19 protein-coding genes, 1 tRNA gene and 1 riboswitch are annotated in these 19123 nt (G+C 68.6%); of the genes, 9 read left to right on the forward strand and 11 right to left on the reverse strand.

Features of this window, described 5'->3' with window-relative positions:
- Window positions 1-7: 7 nt before the first annotated feature.
- On the reverse strand, window positions 8-997 hold the full coding sequence (gene dctP, locus QQK83_RS01150; protein WP_284260835.1) for a TRAP transporter substrate-binding protein DctP: 990 nt from the start codon (window positions 995-997) through the stop codon (window positions 8-10).
- 210 nt (window positions 998-1207) lie between these two features.
- Between dctP and QQK83_RS01155 the strand changes: the two genes are divergently transcribed.
- On the forward strand, window positions 1208-2092 hold the full coding sequence (locus QQK83_RS01155; protein WP_284260837.1) for a LysR family transcriptional regulator: 885 nt from the start codon (window positions 1208-1210) through the stop codon (window positions 2090-2092).
- Here the strand turns inward: QQK83_RS01155 and QQK83_RS01160 are convergent.
- Window positions 2075-2968 carry a LysR family transcriptional regulator gene (locus QQK83_RS01160; RefSeq protein WP_284260839.1) on the reverse strand — a complete coding sequence of 298 codons (894 nt, stop codon included), beginning with the start codon at window positions 2966-2968 and terminating at the stop codon, window positions 2075-2077. The two genes, QQK83_RS01155 and QQK83_RS01160, sit on opposite strands and share 18 nt — an antisense overlap.
- A gap of 108 nt (window positions 2969-3076) precedes the next feature.
- On the opposite strand from QQK83_RS01160, the gene cuyA reads away from it, so the two are divergent.
- From cuyA to thiD, 5 genes are all read left to right on the forward strand, one after another.
- Window positions 3077-4078 (forward strand): D-cysteate sulfo-lyase, encoded by a 1002-nt coding sequence (gene cuyA, locus QQK83_RS01165; protein ID WP_284260841.1) that lies wholly within the window; start codon window positions 3077-3079, stop codon window positions 4076-4078.
- Window positions 4079-4135: 57 nt separating this feature from the next.
- Window positions 4136-5086, forward strand: a complete 951-nt coding sequence (locus tag QQK83_RS01170) for a YeiH family protein (RefSeq protein ID WP_284260843.1) — start codon at window positions 4136-4138, stop codon at window positions 5084-5086.
- Window positions 5087-5156: 70 nt separating this feature from the next.
- A riboswitch (TPP riboswitch) is annotated at window positions 5157-5252 on the forward strand.
- A gap of 50 nt (window positions 5253-5302) precedes the next feature.
- On the forward strand, window positions 5303-6094 hold the full coding sequence (gene thiM, locus QQK83_RS01175; protein WP_284260845.1) for a hydroxyethylthiazole kinase: 792 nt from the start codon (window positions 5303-5305) through the stop codon (window positions 6092-6094).
- A complete protein-coding gene (gene thiE, locus QQK83_RS01180; RefSeq protein ID WP_284260847.1) occupies window positions 6091-6699 on the forward strand; it encodes a thiamine phosphate synthase in 609 nt (202 codons plus the stop codon). The genes thiM and thiE overlap by 4 nt, the downstream gene beginning before the upstream one ends.
- Window positions 6696-7502: a bifunctional hydroxymethylpyrimidine kinase/phosphomethylpyrimidine kinase gene (thiD, locus tag QQK83_RS01185; protein WP_284260850.1), complete on the forward strand. Its 807-nt coding sequence runs from the start codon at window positions 6696-6698 to the stop codon at window positions 7500-7502. Before thiE ends, thiD begins: the two co-directional genes overlap by 4 nt.
- A gap of 355 nt (window positions 7503-7857) precedes the next feature.
- Here the strand turns inward: thiD and QQK83_RS01190 are convergent.
- From QQK83_RS01190 to QQK83_RS01225, 8 genes are all read right to left on the reverse strand, one after another.
- Window positions 7858-7934 (reverse strand) — tRNA-Pro (locus tag QQK83_RS01190).
- A gap of 54 nt (window positions 7935-7988) precedes the next feature.
- Window positions 7989-8978, reverse strand: a complete 990-nt coding sequence (locus QQK83_RS01195; RefSeq protein WP_284260853.1) for a DMT family transporter — start codon at window positions 8976-8978, stop codon at window positions 7989-7991.
- Window positions 8979-9046: 68 nt separating this feature from the next.
- The gene (locus QQK83_RS01200) at window positions 9047-9796 is read right to left on the reverse strand and encodes an SDR family NAD(P)-dependent oxidoreductase (RefSeq protein WP_284260991.1); all 750 of its coding nucleotides are present in this window, start codon (window positions 9794-9796) and stop codon (window positions 9047-9049) included.
- Window positions 9793-10896 (reverse strand): 3-isopropylmalate dehydrogenase, encoded by a 1104-nt coding sequence (gene leuB / locus QQK83_RS01205; protein WP_284260855.1) that lies wholly within the window; start codon window positions 10894-10896, stop codon window positions 9793-9795. Before leuB ends, QQK83_RS01200 begins: the two co-directional genes overlap by 4 nt.
- 90 nt (window positions 10897-10986) lie before the next feature.
- Window positions 10987-11994 carry an endonuclease/exonuclease/phosphatase family protein gene (locus QQK83_RS01210; protein WP_284260857.1) on the reverse strand — a complete coding sequence of 336 codons (1008 nt, stop codon included), beginning with the start codon at window positions 11992-11994 and terminating at the stop codon, window positions 10987-10989.
- Window positions 11995-12026: 32 nt separating this feature from the next.
- Window positions 12027-12764: a hypothetical protein gene (locus QQK83_RS01215; protein WP_284260858.1), complete on the reverse strand. Its 738-nt coding sequence runs from the start codon at window positions 12762-12764 to the stop codon at window positions 12027-12029.
- Window positions 12765-13114: 350 nt separating this feature from the next.
- The gene (gene leuD / locus QQK83_RS01220) at window positions 13115-13720 is read right to left on the reverse strand and encodes a 3-isopropylmalate dehydratase small subunit (RefSeq protein WP_284260859.1); all 606 of its coding nucleotides are present in this window, start codon (window positions 13718-13720) and stop codon (window positions 13115-13117) included.
- A 68-nt stretch (window positions 13721-13788) separates the two neighbouring features.
- On the reverse strand, window positions 13789-14595 hold the full coding sequence (locus QQK83_RS01225) for a DUF4198 domain-containing protein (protein WP_284260860.1): 807 nt from the start codon (window positions 14593-14595) through the stop codon (window positions 13789-13791).
- A gap of 55 nt (window positions 14596-14650) precedes the next feature.
- Here QQK83_RS01225 and QQK83_RS01230 point away from each other — a divergent pair, with 55 nt between their 5' ends.
- From QQK83_RS01230 to QQK83_RS01240, 3 genes are all read left to right on the forward strand, one after another.
- Window positions 14651-15742 (forward strand): HupE/UreJ family protein, encoded by a 1092-nt coding sequence (locus QQK83_RS01230; protein ID WP_284260861.1) that lies wholly within the window; start codon window positions 14651-14653, stop codon window positions 15740-15742.
- Between the two features lie 9 nt (window positions 15743-15751).
- On the forward strand, window positions 15752-16960 hold the full coding sequence (locus QQK83_RS01235) for an MFS transporter (protein WP_284260862.1): 1209 nt from the start codon (window positions 15752-15754) through the stop codon (window positions 16958-16960).
- A gap of 120 nt (window positions 16961-17080) precedes the next feature.
- On the forward strand, window positions 17081-17290 hold the full coding sequence (locus QQK83_RS01240; RefSeq protein WP_284260864.1) for a hypothetical protein: 210 nt from the start codon (window positions 17081-17083) through the stop codon (window positions 17288-17290).
- Window positions 17291-17347: 57 nt separating this feature from the next.
- Here QQK83_RS01240 and leuC read toward each other — a convergent pair whose 3' ends face one another.
- Window positions 17348-18751, reverse strand: coding sequence for a 3-isopropylmalate dehydratase large subunit (leuC, locus tag QQK83_RS01245; RefSeq protein WP_284260866.1), 1404 nt, complete (start codon window positions 18749-18751; stop codon window positions 17348-17350).
- Window positions 18752-19123: the final 372 nt, after the last annotated feature.

Here is a 19123-nt window from a genome sequence, read left to right on the forward strand (position 1 = left end):
GAGAGCGTCAGGGCGCGTTCTCGGCGAACAGCTCGAGGATCTGACCGGCCAGCTCGGGGCCGCAGGCGGCCTCGACCTCGGCGTTCCATGTCTCCTGCACGCTTGCGAGAAGCGCCGTGCGCTCTTCGACCGACAGCGACACCGCCGCGCCGCCGCCGGACATCACGGCATTGCCGACGCGCTGATCGACCCAGGCCTCGTAGCGCGGCTGCAGCCAGGCTTCGGTCTCGGCGGCGGCCTCCATCACGATGGTCTGCTGCTCCGGGGTCAGCCGCTCGTAGGCGTTTTCGCTCATCATGTAGATGATGTTGCCGTAGAACAGGCTGCCGTTGACCATGTAGGGCATCACGTCCCAGAGCTGCCAGCTGGAATAGGTGGCCACACCCATGTTGATGCCGTCCACGACGCCGCGCTCGGCGGACTGGAACACTTCGCTTGGCGCCACGAAGACGGGCGAGCCGCCCCAGGTCTCGATCATCATGGAGACCAGCGGCCCGATGGAGCGGACCTGTCGGCCTTCGAGGTTGCCCAGATCGGCGATGGGTTCCTCGAACCACCATTCCTGATCGTAGGAATAGTTCGAGTTGAACAGCGGCACGAGCCCGACCTCGGCCGCCTCGGCGCGGACCAGGTCGGCATAGGCCGCGTCCATGGCCACCTGGTTCTCGAGGTCGACCATCGCCGGGTAAAGCGACGTGACGCGGTAGCAGGGCAGACGCTCGTCCGCCGGAATCCAGCTGATGTCCGACACCCCGCCCTGCAGCGCGTCGACGCCCTCGGACCAGCCGTGAAGCGTGGAGGAGGGGAAGATCTGGATTTCCACCTCGCCGCCCGTGCGCTCGGCGACGAGATCGGCGAAATGCTGAAAGCCCTCGTGACGGATGTCGATCTCGTTCACGTAGGTCGAGAGGCGGATGGTCGTCTCGGCTGCGGCGGGCAGGGCAAGCCCCGTTGCCAGAACCGTGGTCGAAAGTGCCGTCGTGATCGTCTTTTTCATGCGATGATCCCCGTTGAGATGGTTTTCGATTGGCCCGGGTTTCAGCCCCGGTGTCCCGTCTTGGCCGCACAGAGCGTGGGCAGATGCTGAAACGGTAGGCGAGTCTCCGGCATCTGCGCCAATGCTTTTCCCTCAAACAACTATTCCAAACTTGCATAACCCTGCGCCTCGCTTAGGCTCGATCTCCGGCGGAACCGGACGGGGTGCGCGATGGACATCAACTGGCTGATCGACTTCGTCTGCCTTGGCCGGACGCTGAATTTCTCGCGCGCCGCCGAGGAGCGCAACATCACCCAATCGGCCTTCAGCCGCCGCATCCGCTCGCTCGAGTCCTGGGTCGGAACCGCGCTGGTCGACCGCTCGAGCTACCCGGTGCAGCTTACGCCGGCGGGCAAACAATTCCTGTCGACCGCGCAGGTCACCATGGCGCAGCTCACCGATGCGCGGCAGGCGATTCGCGCGGCGGAAAGCAACAAGCTGCCGCTCCAGCGCATCGCGGCGCTGCACGCGATCTCGGTGAATTACCTGCAGCCGCGCCTGACGGAATTCGCAACCACGATGCCGGAGCTGCGCACCCGCGTGGTGTCGGACACCATGGCCGCGTGCTGCCAGCTCCTGACCGACGGCGGCTGCGAGTTCCTGCTCTATTACCGTCACCAGCATGTCGAGCCGATCCTCGACGAGACCCGCTTTGCCCGAAAGGACATCTGCACCGAAGACCTGATCCCGGTCGCGCAGCAGGCCGCGGCGCTGCGGCATGGCTGGACGCTGGGCGGCCCCAGCCGCGCGCCGGTGCCCTATCTCGGCTACGATCCCGACACCTTCCTCGGCAGCGTGGTGGATCGCACCATCGGCCAGCGCGAGACGACGCTGGATATCCGCTACATGGACGCGCTCGCCGAGGCCCTGAAGCGGCAGGCGGTGGCGGGCGGCGGCGTCGCGTGGCTGCCCGCTTTCTCGATTGTCGAGGAACTGGCCGACGGGCGGCTGGTGCGCATGGGCGGCCCGTCGTGGACAGCGCGCCTGACGATTTCGCTGTTCTGTTCGCCCGAGCGCCTCGACAAGATCGGGCGTGCGCTATGGGAAGCCTTCTGAGACACCCCCCGCGTTGTCGCGGATCACGTCCCAGCCCCGCTGCGCCCCCTCGCGTCCGGACCCGGCCAGGCGCAGCATCCGGATGTCGAGCGGCAGGTCCGGCCCGGCCTCCGCCACCCGCCGCAACCGCCCGTTGTCGAGGTCTGGCTGCACCAGCGCCTGCGGCAGCCACGCCACGGCGAGCCCCTCGACGGCATAGCGATAGGCCGCCAGCGTCAGAGCCGTCTCTATCCGCCGGTGCAGAACGATGTCCTCCGGCAGGTCGCGCCAGAGCTCCGCGACGAGCCCGCCGAAGAAGACATCGGAGGGGTAGGCCACCACGGGCAGGGCGCCGTTGGCCGACCGCTCCAGCCCCGGCGCGGCCACGGGGATCAACCGGTCCTGGCCGATCTGGCAGACCTCGAAGGCCGAGCCGGGTTCGGGCACCCCGTCCGCGGCGGCATAGCTGATCACAAGGTCGGCTGCGCCGGACAGCAGCATGAGCAGGCATTCGTCCTGGTTGCCGGATCGGATGCGCACCGGCTCGAACCCCGCGCAGGACAGGGCGCGCACGATGCCGGGCGACACCGTCGCGCTGATGGCGTGCTGGCAGGCCAGCGTGATCGCCCCGCCGCCCGCAGCGGCTTCGGACAGGTCCCTGAGAAGCGTGGATTGCTGCTGCAATCCCGCGCGGAGGGCAGGCTCGAGCGCATGGGTGACCGGCAGGATCTCGACGGGCTTGCGCCGTCGGTCGAACAGGGGGCCGCCCAGATGGTCCTCGATGGCGTCCATCCGCCGGGTGAAGGCCGATTGCGTGACGTGGCGCGCCTCGGCCGCGCGCGCGAAGGAGCCGGTGTCGATCACGGCGAGAATGTCGGCGATCCAATCGTGACGCATGACAGGCCTCAAGTTGCGCGTTTCGCATCTTATCATGCAAATCATCCGTTATTTTTTCAACCGATACCCTGATAACTGCCGGTTTGTTCAAATCAGGGAGACGCCGCCATGAACCTCGCCCGCTTTCCGCGCCATTTCCTCGCGCATCTGCCCACGCCGCTTGAACGGCTCGACCGCCTGTCGGCCGAGCTTGGCGGGCCGGAGATCTGGATCAAGCGCGACGACTGCACCGGCCTGTCGACCGGCGGCAACAAGACCCGCAAGCTGGAATTCCTGATGGCCGAGGCGCTGCTGCAGGGCGCGGATATGGTGATGACACAGGGCGCGACCCAGTCGAACCACGCCCGCCAGACCGCGGCCTTCGCCGCCAAGCTGGGCCTTGGCTGCCACCTGCTGCTGGAGGATCGCACCGGGTCGAACGACCCCAACTACAAGGGCAACGGCAACGTCCTGCTCGACCACCTGCACGGCGCCACCACCGAGACGCGGCCGGGCGGGGTCGACATGAACGCCGAGATGGAGAGCGTCGCCGACCGCTTCCGCGCCGAGGGGCGGAGCGTCTACACGATCCCCGGCGGCGGCTCCAACGCGACCGGGGCGCTGGGCTACGTGAACTGCGCCTTCGAGCTGCTGGGGCAGTTGAACGACCGCGCGCTGGCCGTGGACCACATCGTCACCGCCACCGGCAGCGCGGGCACGCAGGCGGGCCTGATCACCGGGCTCAAGGCCTGCAACGCCCAGATCCCGCTTCTGGGCATCGGCGTGCGCGCACCCCAGCCGGTGCAGGAGGGCAATGTCTTTGCGCTGGCCTGCAAGACCGCCGAGAAACTCGGCTGCCCCGGCATCGTGACGCGCGAGGACGTGGTGGCGAACACCGATTACGTGGGCGCGGGCTACGGCATCCCGACCGAGGGCGGCCTCGAGGCGATCCGGATGTTCGCCCAGCTCGAGGGCATCCTGCTCGACCCGGTCTACTCGGCCAAGGGGGCGGCAGGGCTGATCGACTTGATCCGCAAGGGCCATTTCGCCAAGGGCGAGCGCATCGTGTTCTTGCACACCGGGGGCGCGGCCGCGCTGTTCGGCTACGATCAGGCGCTGGCCACGGCCTGATCCGTGCGACCCCGGGCGCATCTTTGGCAAGCAGCCCCCGCCGGTTGGGGGCCCGCGTTGCGCGGGCTCCTGCTGGCCGGGATGGTCGCGGCCGCCGCGACCTTTCTGTCCGAGAGCTACGGCGCGCCGGTCATGCTTTTCGCGCTGCTGATCGGGATGTCGCTGCACGCGGTGGCCGACCAACCGGCCTGTGCGAGCGGGGTCAGGATCGCCTCGCAGACATTGCTGCGCTGGGGTGTCGCCCTGATGGGTCTGCGCCTTGGCCTCGAGGATGTCGCGGGCCTCGGGTGGCAGCCGGTCGCAGCCATCGTCGTGCTGGTGGGCGCGACCCTTGGCGCTGGGGTGTTCCTGTCCTACGCCTTTGGTCGGCAAAAGGCCTTCGGCCTTCTGGCGGGCGGCTCCGTTGCGATCTGCGGGGCCTCGGCGGCGCTGGCCATCGCCTCTGTCCTGCCGCGGCGCGAAGGGCGCGAGGCCGATACCCTTCTGGTGATCACCGCCGTGACCATCCTGTCGACCATCGCCATGGTCGGCTATCCGGTTCTCTTCCAGGCGCTTGGGTTCGGCCCGACCGAAACCGCCTTCCTGATCGGGGCCACCATTCATGACGTGGCGCAGGTGGCGGGCGCGGGCCATTCCATCAGCGAGGAGGTCGGCGTCATGGCGACCTTCGTCAAGATGTTGCGCGTGGCGCTGCTGCCCGTCGTGCTGCTGCTGGTCGTCGCCGTCATGCGCGACGGTGGCGACGGCCGGACCCGGCTGCCGTGGTTCGTCGTGCTGTTCGCGGCGCTCGCCATCCTCGGCAACACCGGGTTGCTCCCCGCCCCGCTGGTCGCGCAGCTGATCGTCCTGTCCCAAGCCTGCCTCGTCATCGCCATCGCCGCACTGGGTCTCAGGACGAACCTGGGACGCATCCTGCAGGTCGACATGCGGTACACCGCGATGCTCGTTCTTCTCACGCTGTTCCTGTTGGGCGCAGCGGTGGGTCTCGTGACGGTCATGGGCCTCTGACCCGTCGCGCCATGGCAGCGCGCCACGGCTTCGCCCCCCTTGTCTTCGCTGTGACGACGTGAAAGCCTCGCACCCGCAACAGGGGCGTCCGCTGCGCGCGGGCTGAGAAGCACCCTTCGAACCTGACCCGGATCATGCCGGCGGAGGAAGTTGCGGGGATGGCTCGATGGGGATCGCCGTCTTCCGTCCCGCGCCTCCGCCAGAAAAGGAGGCATAATGCAGACCCCAGGACCGGCCCTGAGCGCCATGCGCGCCGAGTGCCCGCTTGTTCACAACATCACCAATTTCGTGGCCATGAACGTGATGGCGAATGTCTTGCTGGCCGTCGGCGCCTCGCCGGCCATGGTCCATGCGCTCGAGGAGGTCGCGGATTTCGCAGCCCTGTCGCAGGCGTTGACCGTCAATATCGGCACGGTCGATCCCGACTGGGGTGCCGCGATGCAGGAGGCCGCCACCGTGATGGCAGCGGCCCGTCGCCCCTGGGTCTTCGACCCCGTCGGCGTGGCCGCCACGCGGTTCCGACAGGACCTGTCGGCAAGCTTGCTGGAGCTCGAGCCGACCGTGGTGCGCGGCAATGCCTCGGAAATCCTTGCCCTGGCCGGTCTCGGCGGAGCCGCGCGCGGGGTCGACGCCGGTGACAGCGTGGAGGCCGCCGAGACCGCGGCGCGCGCCTTGGCCAAGCGTACCCGCGGCGTGATCGCCGTCTCCGGCCCGGTGGATTACGTGACGGACGGCACGCGCGCAGCGCGCGTCGCCAACGGCCACCCGATGATGGCGCAGGTGACCGCCATGGGATGCGCGTTGAACGGGGTCATCGCGGCCTTCTGCGTGGGTCAGCCGCCATTCGAGGCGACCGTCGCGGCGCTGGCGGCATACGGGGTCGCGGGCGAGATCGCCGCCCGAACGGCGCAGGGGCCGGGCAGCTTTCAGCCGGCTTTCCTCGATGCGCTCCATGGCCTTGCGCCCGAGACCCTGGACGCCGCAGCCCGGATCGAGGTCGCGGCATGATCGGGCCGGTCTACGTGGTGACCGACCCTGCCGCGCCGATGCCGGTGGCCGAGCAGGCGATGGCTGCCGCCCGCGGCGGCGCCTGGGCTGTCCAGATCCGGGACAAGAGCGCCCCCGATGACGAGATCGCGCGGCTTGCCGACATGCTGCTGGGGGCGCTCGCTCCGATGGGGGTGCGTGTCTTCGTCAATGACCGGGCCGAGGTTGCCCGCCGCACCGGGGCCGACCTCCACATCGGGCAGCGCGACATCGACCCGCTGCGCGCGCGCGCACTGATCGCGTCCGATGCGCTGCTCGGCCTGTCGATCGAGACCGTGGCGCAATGCGCGGCCATCCCCGAGGGCGTGGACTATATCGGCGCGGGCCCGGTCCGGGCCACGGCGACCAAGCCCGATGCGGCCCCACCCACGGGGCCCGAGGGGCTGGCGCGCATCGTCGCGGCCTCGCCCGTCCCGACCATCGCGATCGGCGGCCTGACCCTGCACGACATCGCGGCCCTGAAACAGGCCGGCGCATTGGGGCTTGCCGTCGTGTCGGCCGTGGTGCGGGCCACCAACCCCGAAGAGGCGACCCGCGCCCTCGTCGACGCATGGAGGCAGGCATGATCCCCAACATCCTTACCATCGCAGGCTCGGACCCCTCGGGCGGTGCGGGCATCCAGGCCGACCTCAAGGCGATCTCGGCCAATGGCGGCTATGGGATGGCCGCGATCACCGCGCTGACGGCACAGAACACCCAAGGCGTGCGCGCCGTTGCCTTGACCGACCCCGGCATGGTGGCCGCCCAGGTTGCAGCGATCCGCGACGACATCCGCATCGACGCGGTGAAGATCGGAATGCTGGGCAACGCGAAGATCATCGAGGCGGTGGCGGATGCGGTGGCGGGCCTGATGGTGCCCGTGGTTCTGGACCCCGTGATGGTGGCCAAGGGGGGCGACCGCCTCTTGGCGGCCGACGCCGTCACCGCGCTGCGCGACCGGCTGTTGCCCCTCGCCTCGGTCATCACCCCGAACCTGCCCGAGGCCGCGGACCTGCTGGATGCCGAGGAGGCAACGGACCGGTCCGCCATGGCGGCGCAAGCCGCGGCCCTGTTGTCCCTCGGGCCGGATGCGGTGCTGCTGAAAGGCGGGCATCTTGCAGGGGGCGACAGTCCCGACCTCCTGCTGACCCCGGATGGCCCGCGCTGGTTCGACGGCCAGCGCCTTGCGACGCGCAACACCCACGGCACCGGATGCACCCTGTCCTCCGCGCTGGCAACGCAGCTCGGCCATGGCCTGACCCTCCCGTCGGCCATGGCCCACGCGAAAACCTACATCGCAACGGCCATAGCCCGTTCGGGCGATCTGACAGTCGGGTCAGGACACGGCCCCGTGCATCATTTCCATGAACTCCATCACAAGGCATCCTGACCATGTCCCGCGCCATCGAACAGCAGAAAGACCCGATCACCGGAGGCGCAAAGCGCGGCCCCGGCACATCGGTCGGCCGCGTGTTCTGCCGGAGCGGGGCGCGCTGAAAGATCACAGCGAACGTCAGCTCCCGCCCTTTGCGAAGCCGACAGCGACCGCGATGTAGTGTCTGTCGTGAACGGTCTTGTTCCAGCGCCAGTCGGAGCAACCTGCCTCCCGAGGTGCCTGGGCCACGTAGACCACAGCGCCGAGTCGGGAGCGCGTCATGCAAGGCCACGCGACGTGCGGCCCGGCACCCCAAGGTTCAGCGAACCCAAGAGCACGACCTTGTCACGCCATGTTTTTCCTTGAAATCTGGTCGGAGTGAGAGGATTCGAACCTCCGACCCCTGCCTCCCGAAGACAGTGCTCTACCAGGCTGAGCTACACTCCGACCGTGCTGGGCGGCATAGCCAAGGGGCGGGGGCTTTGCAAGGGGCCTGTTGGGCTATTCTCCCGGCTTCTCGGCGGGACGCTGCCACCGGACTGCGCGTGGCAGAAGCGTCGCCACCCTCGGCACCGAAGGGGCCGCCACCCGCGAGCGCGTGCGCAGCACCGGCGTGGTGGTCGAGGTGCCGCCGCGATCCTCGCGGAAGACGATGTAGACCCCCGAGGCGACGATCACCGCCGTGCCGATCACCGTCGCCCACTCCAACCCTTCGTCGAAGAAGATCGCGCCGTAGACCGAGGCCCAGATGATCTGCGAATATTGCATCGGGGCCACCGTCGCGGCGGTGGCCAGACGGTAGGCGAAGATCAGCAGCGTCGTTGCGATGAGCGCGAAGGCCGCGATCACGGCAAGCGCCAGCAGGTCGCGCCCGGGCATCGGTTCGTAGACGAAGGGCAGCGCCGCCCCCATCAGCACCACGTTGGCCATCATCGGGTAGAGGATCAGCACCACCGACCGTTCCTGTTGGCCGATCTTGCGCATGATGACCGCGCCGAAGGCCCCCGTAACCGCCGCAACAAGCGCCGCCAGGTGCCCGAGCGTCAGGTCGGTCGCGCCGGGCCTCAGGACGATCAACACCCCGCCCAACCCCACCAGCACCGCGAGCGACCGGCGGATGCCCACGCGCTCGCCCAGCAGGGGGATGGCCAGCAGCGTGATCAGAAGCGGCGAGGCGAAGAGAATCGCATAGACCTGCGCCAGCGGCAGCACGGTGAAGGCGTAGAAGGCCGTGACCGCGGTGATCACGGTGGCCACCGTCCGCAGTGCCGTCCACATCGGGTAGACCGGGCGCAGCGTGCCCTCTTTCGCGTCGCGCAACATCAGGAAGGTGACCATCGGAAACCCGAAGAGCACGCTGAAGAACACGATCTGAAAGGGCGAGTAGCTGCCGCCCAGATACTTGATCAGGACGTCATGGGTGGCGAAGACGCCGAAGGCGGCCAACGCCAGCGCAACGCCACGCAATTGGGTCGCTTTCTCGGGGGGCATGGGGCCTCTGATCGCTGGACCCCGTTAGCGTTACCAGTCCTGCGCCACGGCGCAAGGGCCGTGGCCGCTCATTTCCGCAAGGCTGGCAGTCCCACGCCGGTTGCCTCGAACCCGCCATCGACCGCAAGCGTCTGCCCGGTGATGTAGCTGGCCCGGTCGGAACAGAGGAAGGAAATCGCCTCGGCGATCTCGCGTTCGCTGCCGTAGCGGTTGAGCGGAATGGCGTCGTGGTAGGCGTCGATGATGTCCTGCGTGTGGACCGCCATGGCCAGTTTCGTGCGCACCGGGCCGGGACACACGCAATTGGCACGGATGCCATGCTCGCCCAGCTCCACCGCCTGTTGCCGGGTCAGCTGGATCACCGCCGCCTTCGAGGTGCCATAGGCCACCCTGAGCGTCGAGGCGCGCAGCCCCGAGATCGAGGCGATGTTGACGATGGCCCCCCGCGCGCCCTTGAGCGCAGGGGTCAGCGCCTGCGTCAGCAGGAAGATCCCGTCGAGGTTGGTCTCCATCACCGCGCGCCAGCGGGCGAAATCGGTGGTCTCGATCGGGCCGAAATCGGCCACGCCCGCGTTGTTGACCAGCGCGTGAAGGCCCTGCTCCAACCCCGCTTCGGTCACGATGCGCGCGACATCCGCCGGGATCGACACGTCGCCCACGACCGGCGTCGCGCCCGAAAGCCCCTTGGCCGCCGCCTCCAGCGCGGGCGCGTCGCGGTCGACCATCACCACGCGCCACCCCTCGTCGAGGAACAGCTGCGTGGTGGCCAGCCCGATGCCGCGCGCCGCCCCGGTGACGAGCGCCGTCTTCACGCTCAGACGCTCGCGGCCAGCTTGGCGATGATGGCGTCGCCCATCTCGGCGGTACTGACGGGCGTCACGCCCTCTGCGCCCAGCAGGTCGGCGGTGCGCACCCCATCGGCCAGAACCGCGTTCACGGCGGCTTCCAGCCGCTCGGCCTGATCGCCGAGGTCGAAGGAATAGCGCAGCGCCATGGCGAAGCTGAGGATACAGGCGATCGGGTTGGCCTTGCCCTGACCGGCGATGTCGGGGGCGGAGCCGTGGACCGGCTCATACAGCGCCTTGGGACGGCCGTTCTCCATCGGTGCGCCGAGGCTGGCCGAGGGCAGCATGCCGAGCGAGCCGGTCAGCATCGCGGCCAGGTCCGACAGCAGGTCGCCGAACAGGTTGTCGGTCACGATCACGTCGAACTGCTTGGGCCAGCGGGTCAGCTGCATCGCGCCCGCGTCGGCATACATGTGGGACAGCTCGACATCCGGGTATTCCGCGTCGTGGATCTCCTGCACCACGTCGCGCCACAGGATGCCCGATTCCATCACGTTGGCCTTCTCCATCGAGCAGACCTTGTTGCCCCGCTTGCGCGCCATCTCGAAGGCGGAGCGCGCCACGCGGGCGATCTCGGACTCGGTGTAGCGCTGGGTGTTGATGCCCACGCGCTCATTGCCTTCCTTGATGATCCCGCGCGGCTCACCGAAGTAGACGCCCGAGGTCAGCTCGCGGATGATCATGATGTCGAGGCCCGCGACCACGTCTTTCTTCAGCGACGAGAAATCGGCCAGCGCGTCGAAGCACTGCGCCGGGCGCAGGTTGGCGTAAAGGTCCATCTCCTTGCGCAGGCGCAAGAGGCCGCGCTCGGGCTTCACGCTGAAATCGAGCACGTCGTATTTCGGCCCGCCCACGGCGCCCAGCAGCACGGCATCCACGGCCTGCGCCTTCGCCATGGTCTCGTCGGTCAGCGGCGTGCCATGCGCGTCATACGCGGCCCCGCCGACGAGGTCCTCGGACACGTCGAACCCGATGCCCTGCGTGCCGAACCAGTCGATGACCTTCCGCACCTCGGCCATGACTTCGGGGCCGATCCCGTCGCCGGGAAGAATGAGCAAGGAGCGGGTGGTCATGGTGGCGGTCCTCTGTCTGAATGCGTCGCCACCGCGTAGCCAAGCCGTGACGGGGCGTCAAGCGAGCCTGCGCTGCGCCAGGCCCCGCTGCTATTGCGCCCGCAAGTCCAGGTCGACCCAGACCAGGCGGTGATCCGAGGCTTCGGCCACGACCGACAGGGGCGGGTCCGCCCCCTCTCCCTCGGGCCAGATCACGCCGGCCGCCACGACCGGCAGCCCGGCGGCGGGCAGGATGTAATCGACACGCAGATCGCCCGGCACCGGGTCGGGCCAGTCGGCGGTTTCGGTCCCGCCGCCGGGGCGGCGCGGCACGGGGTCTTGCAGCCGGGGATGGTCCAGCAGACCGCGGAGCCCCTCGCGCCGCCCCTCGCCACGGTCGGGGTCGATGTTCAGCGTGCCCATCAACGCAAAGCGCGTGGCGGCGAAGGGGGCCATGCCCGCGGGTGCCCAGCCGTCGAGATAGAGCTGCCAGAAGCGCAATTCGTCATGGTTGCGTCGGCCGTTGCGATCCTCGGGTCCGTCGAAGACGGGGGGCGTGGCATGCAGCGCCAACAGGTGCAGGGGCCCACCCGGCAGCACGATCTCCACATCCCAGGCGGCGACGCTGGCCAGCCGCAGCACCGGCAGCGCCTCGGGCGGGAGGACATCAGGCGCGGCGCTGCCTGGCATCTCGGACCAGCGCAGGCCCGAGAAATCCCGCACCGCGCCGACCGGGTGGCGCGACAGGAGCGCCATGCCGCCTTGCCCGCTGAAAAAGCCGTAGCCATGGGCGTCGCGCGCGCGCCAGCTGCGCCCGTCCCCGTCGAGGTCAAGGCCCGTGGGCCGTCCCGTGTTGGGCCGAAGCGCCAGCCGGTGCGGGTAATCGGCCCCCTCTGCCGAGAGGCGCGCAGCCAGGGCCGCAAGCGCAAGGCCGCCCGCGTCGTAATCGACCCCCTGCAGCAGCACGATATCCGCCCCCGCGGCCACGATCACCGCCAGCGTGGCGTCGATCTGCGGATCGTCCCCGCGCAGGATGTCGCGCAGCACCAGCCCCGGCCCCTGCCGCGACAGGTCACTGTGATAGGTGGCCAGGCGCAGCGTGTCGGCGACGGCAGGCATGGCGCAGAGCGCCAGCAGGCAGGCGGCAAGGCTCAGACGGGCTGCGCGCCACCTGTGTCCGGCGCAGCGACGAGCCGCGCCCGGCGCGCGCGGATCATCTCGGCGATCCTGGCCATGGCCAGGCCGCGCATCAGCATGCTGAGCGGCAGGAACATCCAAAGCGCGACCCCCCAGACCATCGCATGCGGCGCGTCGAGCATGGCCTCGTCGACATGGTCGGCGATGGTCACACCCATGATGGGAAAGACGAATGCCAGGGAAATCCCTAAGATGACGTTAACGCGCGCATCGCGGACCAGCCGGGGCACGATATCGCCCCCCGTGGTGGGGTCGAAGGTCGGAAGGTTGATCCAAACGTTGAAGGCCTCGGCCCGGTTCGGCCAGTGCTGCAGGCGCAGGAGAATGGTAAAGATCGACAGCGCCGTGACCGCAACGAACAACGCAAGCCCCGCCATGGCCGTCACCTGCAGCGCCGTGATCGCCGTCGCGCCTTCGGGCAGGCGTTGCAACACCGCTGCCAGCGGGCTGTAGGGAAAGTCCAGCAGATGCCCGATCATCAGCCCCAGCGCGTTCAGCACAAGCACGAGGCTCGAGCTCTCGTCGCCCGCGCCGCCGGCGACCACGCTCAACACGAAAAGCATGGCGAAGAGCGACAGGATGCGGACGCGGTTGAAGGGGGGGGCGTCGCGGAACTCGATCAGGGCGGGATAGGTCGCGCCGTATTCCATGGCCGTGAACAGGCCGAGCGCCAGCGCGACCAGCGTCACCATCTGCGCGCCTTCCAGGGACGTCCCCGGCACAAGCAACGATGGCGTTGCCACCACGACGACAACGACTGCCGCCCGCACCAAAGCGCCAAGGAGCCTTGAAAGCACTGCCTCTACCTCGTCACAGCTGGGGCGCGATGCCCCGGCACTTATTACCCGATCTGCCGAAAGCCGACAGCCAAGGCCTTGTTTTGTCGAGAGGTTGCCCAATGCTGTGCCGCGACGCAAGAATTGCGACGCGGTTTTGCCATAATTCCGCCCCATTCCTGCACGGGGTGTCGCCGCTTTGCATCACACCCGCGGCACCGGGCGGGCGCGCAAGGGCAGCGGCGATGGCGGCTCAGGTCAGTCTATCAGACCCAGGGACGTGCCTGCGAGGCCTGCGCCTCGAAACTGTCTATGGCCGCCGCTTTCTCGAGCGTCAGGCCGATGTCGTCGAGCCCGTTCAGCAGGCAATGCTTGCGGAAGCCGTCGACCTCGAAGCGGATCTCGCCGCCATCCGGCCCGGTGATGGTCTGGTTTTCCAGGTCGACCGTCACGGTCGCATTCGCGCCGCGGCTGGCGTCATCCATCAGCTTGTCGACGTCTTCCTGCGGCAGAACGATGGGCAGAATGCCGTTCTTGAAGCAGTTGTTGAAGAAGATGTCCGCGAAGCTGGTCGAGATCACGCAGCGAATGCCGAAATCCAGCAGCGCCCAGGGCGCATGCTCGCGGCTCGAGCCGCAGCCGAAGTTGTCGCCCGCAACAAGGATCTGCGCGTTGCGATAGGCCGGCTGGTTCAGCACGAAATCGGGGATCTCGTTGCCGTCGGTGTCGTAGCGCATCTCGTCGAACAGGTTCTTGCCAAGACCCGAGCGCTGGATCGTCTTCAGGAACTGCTTGGGGATGATCATGTCGGTGTCGATGTTGACCAGCGGCATGGGCGCCGCGATCCCGGTCAGGGTGGTGAACTTGTCCATGGGTCATCTCCTCGGTCGAACGAGGGTGCTTTAACGCTCCCGCCCGGCCCCGGCAAGGTGGCGAAAGGCTACTCGGGCACCGCGAAGGTCATGTTGGCCCAGAGCGTGCGCCACTCGGGGTCCGTCTCGGCCACGGGCTCGACCGCTTCCAGCGTGACGGCGTCGATCATGTAGCGATGCCCCGGCGTCACGGGCAGCCGCGCGATGCCCTCGGCATCGGTGCGGTGCAGCGTGACGGTGACCGTGCCGTCGGGGGCCTCGGCGAACATCTCGACCTGCTCGTCGGCGCGCAGTGCGTCGCCCAGCCAGAGCTGCACGGGGAAGCCGCCCGACAGATCGTCGGTGTAGGGATTGGCCAGCGCCACGAACTCGGTCGGCATCCCCGCGCGCGCATCCGCGCCCGCGCCAGCGCCTACGGCGACCAGCGCCTTGGCGTAGCGGAAATACTCCTCGCGCACGCCCTCCTGATCGAGGCCGCGGGCGGCCTGCATCGCGGCCACGTCGCCCAGGTCCTTGTGTTCGGCGAAGCCGGTGAACCGCTCCCACTCCGACCAGGTCAGGTCGCGCCCGGTCGTCTCGTGGACCACCACGGCCAGCCCCTCGGGCAGGTCCGCCATCTCCAGCGCGGGGATGTCGCCCAAACGCCCCTCGACGGCCCGCGTGCCCTCGGGCGTGACCACCTCGAAGCGGGTGAAATTGCGGGTGAGGTAGGGCTGGCTGCTGCCGCGCAATTCTTCGCCCACGCGCAGGTCGGCGGCCAGCACCTCGCCCGGCGCAAGCCGGAAGGCGGCGGGGTCGATCCAGAACTCGTGCGCCAGACCCTTGCCCCCGGCGGCAATCGCCGCAACTGTCAACGCAACGTGCAAAACTTTCATCGATCGGCCCTCTTCCATGTTTCCCATGATCCTGTCCCGCGCGCTCGCGCTGTCAATGGCGCTTCTGCTCACGATCTCGGCAGGTGCGCGCGCGCACGAGATCCGGCCGACCATCGCGGATGTCGAGGTGGGGGCCGATGAGGTCACCCTGACGCTGCGGATCACGTTGGAAACGATCCTTGCGGGGATCGACCTTGCCACCGTCGAAGACACCAACGATGCGCCCGAGGCGTTCCTCTATGACCGCTTCCGCGCGATGGAGCCCGATACGCTCGAGGCCGCGCTGCGCGCCGACTGGCCCCGCATCGCGCGCGGTTTCCTGATCGAGGTGGAGGGGCAGCGCCTGACGCCCGAGATCGTCGAGGTCGCCATCCCGGCGGCGGGCGACCTCGAGTTGCCGCGCGACAGCATCCTGACCATCGCCGCCGCCCTGCCCGAGGGACAGGCGGGGGTGCGCCTCGGCCTTGCGCCCGGCTACGGCACCTTCGTGCCGCGGCAGGTGGGCGGCGGCGAAGACGCCTACGAGGGGTTCTTGTCGGGCGGCGAGCTGACCCCCGAGCTGCCCCGCGCCGAGGTGCTGACCGAGGGCGCCGGTGCCGTCTTCCTGCGCTACATCGGGGCGGGGTTCGAGCATATCGTGCCGCTTGGCCTCGACCATATTCTCTTCGTGCTGGGGCTCTTCTTCTTCGCCACGCAGCTCGGCCCGCTCCTGTGGCAGGTCTCGGCCTTCACGGTTGCCCACACGATCACGCTGGCGCTGGCCGCCACGAACATCGTCACCGTCCCCGCGGCGGTGGTCGAGCCGCTGATCGCGGCCTCCATCGTCTACGTGGGCATCGAGAACACCATCGGCCGGGGCACCACCCGCGGACGCACCGCGCTGGTCTTCGCCTTCGGCCTGCTGCACGGGCTGGGCTTCGCCAGCGTGCTGGGCGACTACGGCATCGCGTCCGAGCGTTTCGCCGTGGCGCTGGTGGGCTTCAACATCGGGGTGGAGTTCGGACAGCTGGCGGTCATCGCCATGGCCTTTGCGCTGACGGGCTGGTTCCTGCATCGCAGCTGGTATCGCAAAGCCATCGCCATCCCGGCCTCTCTGGCCATTTCGGCGGTCGGGGCATACTGGGTGGTGGAACGCACCCTTCTCTGACGGTCCCCGATGCTTCGTTTCCTGGCCGAGAACCGGCGCTGGCTCGCCACGGGCCTGCTGCTCGCCTTCGGCTCGTCCTTCGGACAGACCTGGTTCATCTCGCTCTTCGCGGGCGAGATCCGGGCGGAGTACGGCCTGTCGGACGGCGACTGGGGCCTGATCTACACGGTTGCGACGCTCTCCTCCGCGGCACTCCTGCTGGGGCGCGGGGGCTGGGCCGACACCGTGCCCCTGTCGCGGCTCGCGCCGATGATCGCGGGGGCCTTCGCGGGGGCAGCGCTGCTGATGGCGCTGGGCCAGTCGCTCTGGACGCTCGGCATCGCGGTCTTCCTGCTCCGCTTCTGCGGGCAGGGGATGTTCAGCCACATCAAGATGACCGCCATGGCGCGCTGGTTCGTGGCCACACGGGGCCGCGCCATGGCGCTGACCAACCTCGGCTACCCGCTGGGCGAGGTGCTCTTGCCGCTGCCCGCGGTGCTCTTGCTGGCCGCCTTGGGCTGGCGCGCGTCATGGGGCGTGGTGGCCGCGGTCCTGCTGCTGGTCGTCCTGCCGCTGCTCGTTTGGCTCCTGGCGCAGGACCGCGCGCCGCAAGGCAGCGTAGAAGCAACGGGCGCGCCCGGCCTTGGCGGGCGGCACTGGACCCGGCCCGAGGTGCTGCGCCACTGGCTGTTCTGGGCGCTGGTGCCGCTTCTGCTGACGCCGGGCTTCATCGGGACGGTGATCTTCTTTCACCAGGTCCATGTCTCCGAGGTGAAGGGCTGGACGCTGACTGCCATGGCGCCCGGCTACCTCGCCTATGCGACCGCCACCGTCAGCACGGCCTTTGCCGCCGGATGGGCCTGCGACCGCTTCGGGCCGCAGCGCCTGTTGCCGGTGATGGTGCTGCCCATGGCGCTGGGCATCTGGCTGATCGGCCCGGCGGAGACGCCCTTGGGCTGGATCGTGGCGCTCGGCATCATCGGGGTGACGCAGGGCATGTCGGGCACGACATGGGGCACGCTTCTGCCGTCCCTATACGGCACCAACCACCTCGGCTCCGTGCGGGCCATGGCGACCGCGCTGATGGTGCTGTCCACGGCCATCGGGCCGGGCATCACCGGGGTTCTGATCGACCGGGGTGTGAGTTTTCCCGAACAGGGGAGCGCCATGGCGCTCTGGTGCGCGGCCCTCAGCCTTACCATGGTGCCGGTCCTGCGCAGGCTGGCCCGCGAGACCTGAGCGGGCCGCAGACCGCGCCGCGCCCCGAGACTACCGAAGATTTGACGCGAATGCGCCACGTCCACGCCGCCTTGGACCGCTAGGCCCGACCGGGAACGGCGGACATGCGGAGTGTCTATTGTGCAGTTTCTTGAGAACGAGAACGGCGCGGTCTCGCTGGATTGGATCGTGCTGGTGGCGGCCCTTGTCGGGCTGGCCATCGCAACCGCAACCGTGGTGTCGGGCCGGGTATCGCCCCCCGTGGAGGCGACGGGATCGGGCCATGTGGAAACGGGTGCCCCGCTGGAGCCCGCCATCAATGCCGTGCCCTTTCAATCGGGCCCGCACTGACACCTTCGCCCAGGCAGGGCAAGGAGGCGGGGGCACACAGGCCCCCGCGCCCGATCTTCACATAAGGTCGCGCACATCCGTCAGGCGGCCGGTGACCGCGGCGGCTGCGGCCATCGCGGGCGACATCAGGTGCGTGCGACCGCCGCGACCCTGGCGGCCCTCGAAATTGCGGTTCGAGGTGGCGGCGCAGCGTTCGCCCGGCTGCAGCTGGTCGGGGTTCATCGCAAGGCACATGGAACAGCCCGCAAGCCGCCATTCGAAACCGGCTTCCTTGAAGATGTCGGCCAGCCCCTCTTCCTCGGCCTGCGCGCGGACAAGGCCCGAGCCGGGCACGACCATCGCGCGCTTCACGGCGATCTTCTTGCCCTTCAGGATCTCGGCGGCGGCGCGCAGATCTTCGATCCGGCCATTGGTGCAGGAGCCGATGAAGACCGTGTCGATCTCGATGTCCTTGAGCGGCGTGCCGGGCTTGAGGCCCATGTAGTCGAGCGACCGCTGCGCGGCACCCACCTTGCCACCGGTGAAGTCCTCGGCCGCGGGAACCGCGGCGGTGATCGGCAGAACATCTTCGGGCGAAGTGCCCCAGGTCACGACCGGCGCGATGTCCTCGCCGCGGATGGTGACGACCTTGTCCCAATGCGCGTCATCGTCGGAGAAGAGCGTCTTCCACCAGGCAAGCGCGGCCTCCCACTGCGCACCCTTCGGCGCATGGGGGCGGCCCTGCACATAGGCGAAGGTCTTTTCATCGGGCGCGATCAGGCCCGCGCGCGCGCCGCCCTCGATCGCCATGTTGCAGACGGTCATCCGGCCTTCCATCGAGAGGTCGCGGATCGCCTCGCCGCAATACTCGATCACGTAGCCGGTGCCGCCCGCGGTGCCGGTCACGCCGATCACCGACAGGGTGATGTCCTTGGCCGTGACGCCCGGCGCGAGCTTGCCGGTGATCTCGACCTTCATGTTCTTCGATTTCTTCTGGATCAGCGTCTGGGTGGCCAGCACATGCTCCACCTCCGACGTGCCGATCCCGTGCGCCAAGGCACCGAAGGCGCCATGCGTCGCCGTGTGGCTGTCACCGCAAACCACCGTCATGCCCGGCAGCGTCCAGCCCTGCTCGGGGCCGACGATATGCACGATCCCCTGCCGCACGTCGGTGACGGGGTAGTAATGGATGCCGAAATCCTTGGCGTTCTGGTCGAGGGCGGCCACCTGGATGCGGCTTTCCTCGGGCATCTGGTCGGGGTTCTCGCGGCCCGCGGTGGTGGGCACGTTGTGGTCGGGCACCGCGATGGTCTTTTCCGGCGCGCGGACGGTGCGGCTCGTCATGCGCAGCCCTTCGAAGGCCTGCGGGCTGGTGACCTCATGCACGAGGTGGCGGTCGATGTAGAGAAGGCTCGTGCCGTCCTCGGCCTCATGCACGAGGTGGGCGTCCCAGATCTTGTCGTAGAGTGTCTTGCCGGTCATCGTCTCAGGGTCCTTGATGTCGGATATGTCGGGGAATGCGTGACGAGAGGGGCCTCAAAGGCCGCCGAGCCGAGACCGGCGCGCGCCATGGAATCGCCACGGCAGGCGCTCCCGATCCCCGATGTCGAATATCCCGGTCATGTCACCGCGCGGGATACATCGGGTCGAGGCGGATTCCAAGCCTCGCGCTTGTGATGCGATGCAGATCGTCCGGGCATCTCCTGCCTGCGGGGACGGGTCCGAGATGGTGCCGGAGACCCCGAGCGGGCATCACGGTCGCTGTCGCGCGGCGCGCGCTGCGGGTGCTGGAGGGATCGACGCTGCGCACCACGCCGTTGGACTGATCCAAAGGAGCGGCTGCGCCGCGTTGTT

The organism is Roseicyclus amphidinii (genome assembly GCF_030163755.1).
In the GTDB taxonomy this organism is placed as follows: domain Bacteria; phylum Pseudomonadota; class Alphaproteobacteria; order Rhodobacterales; family Rhodobacteraceae; genus Roseicyclus; species Roseicyclus amphidinii.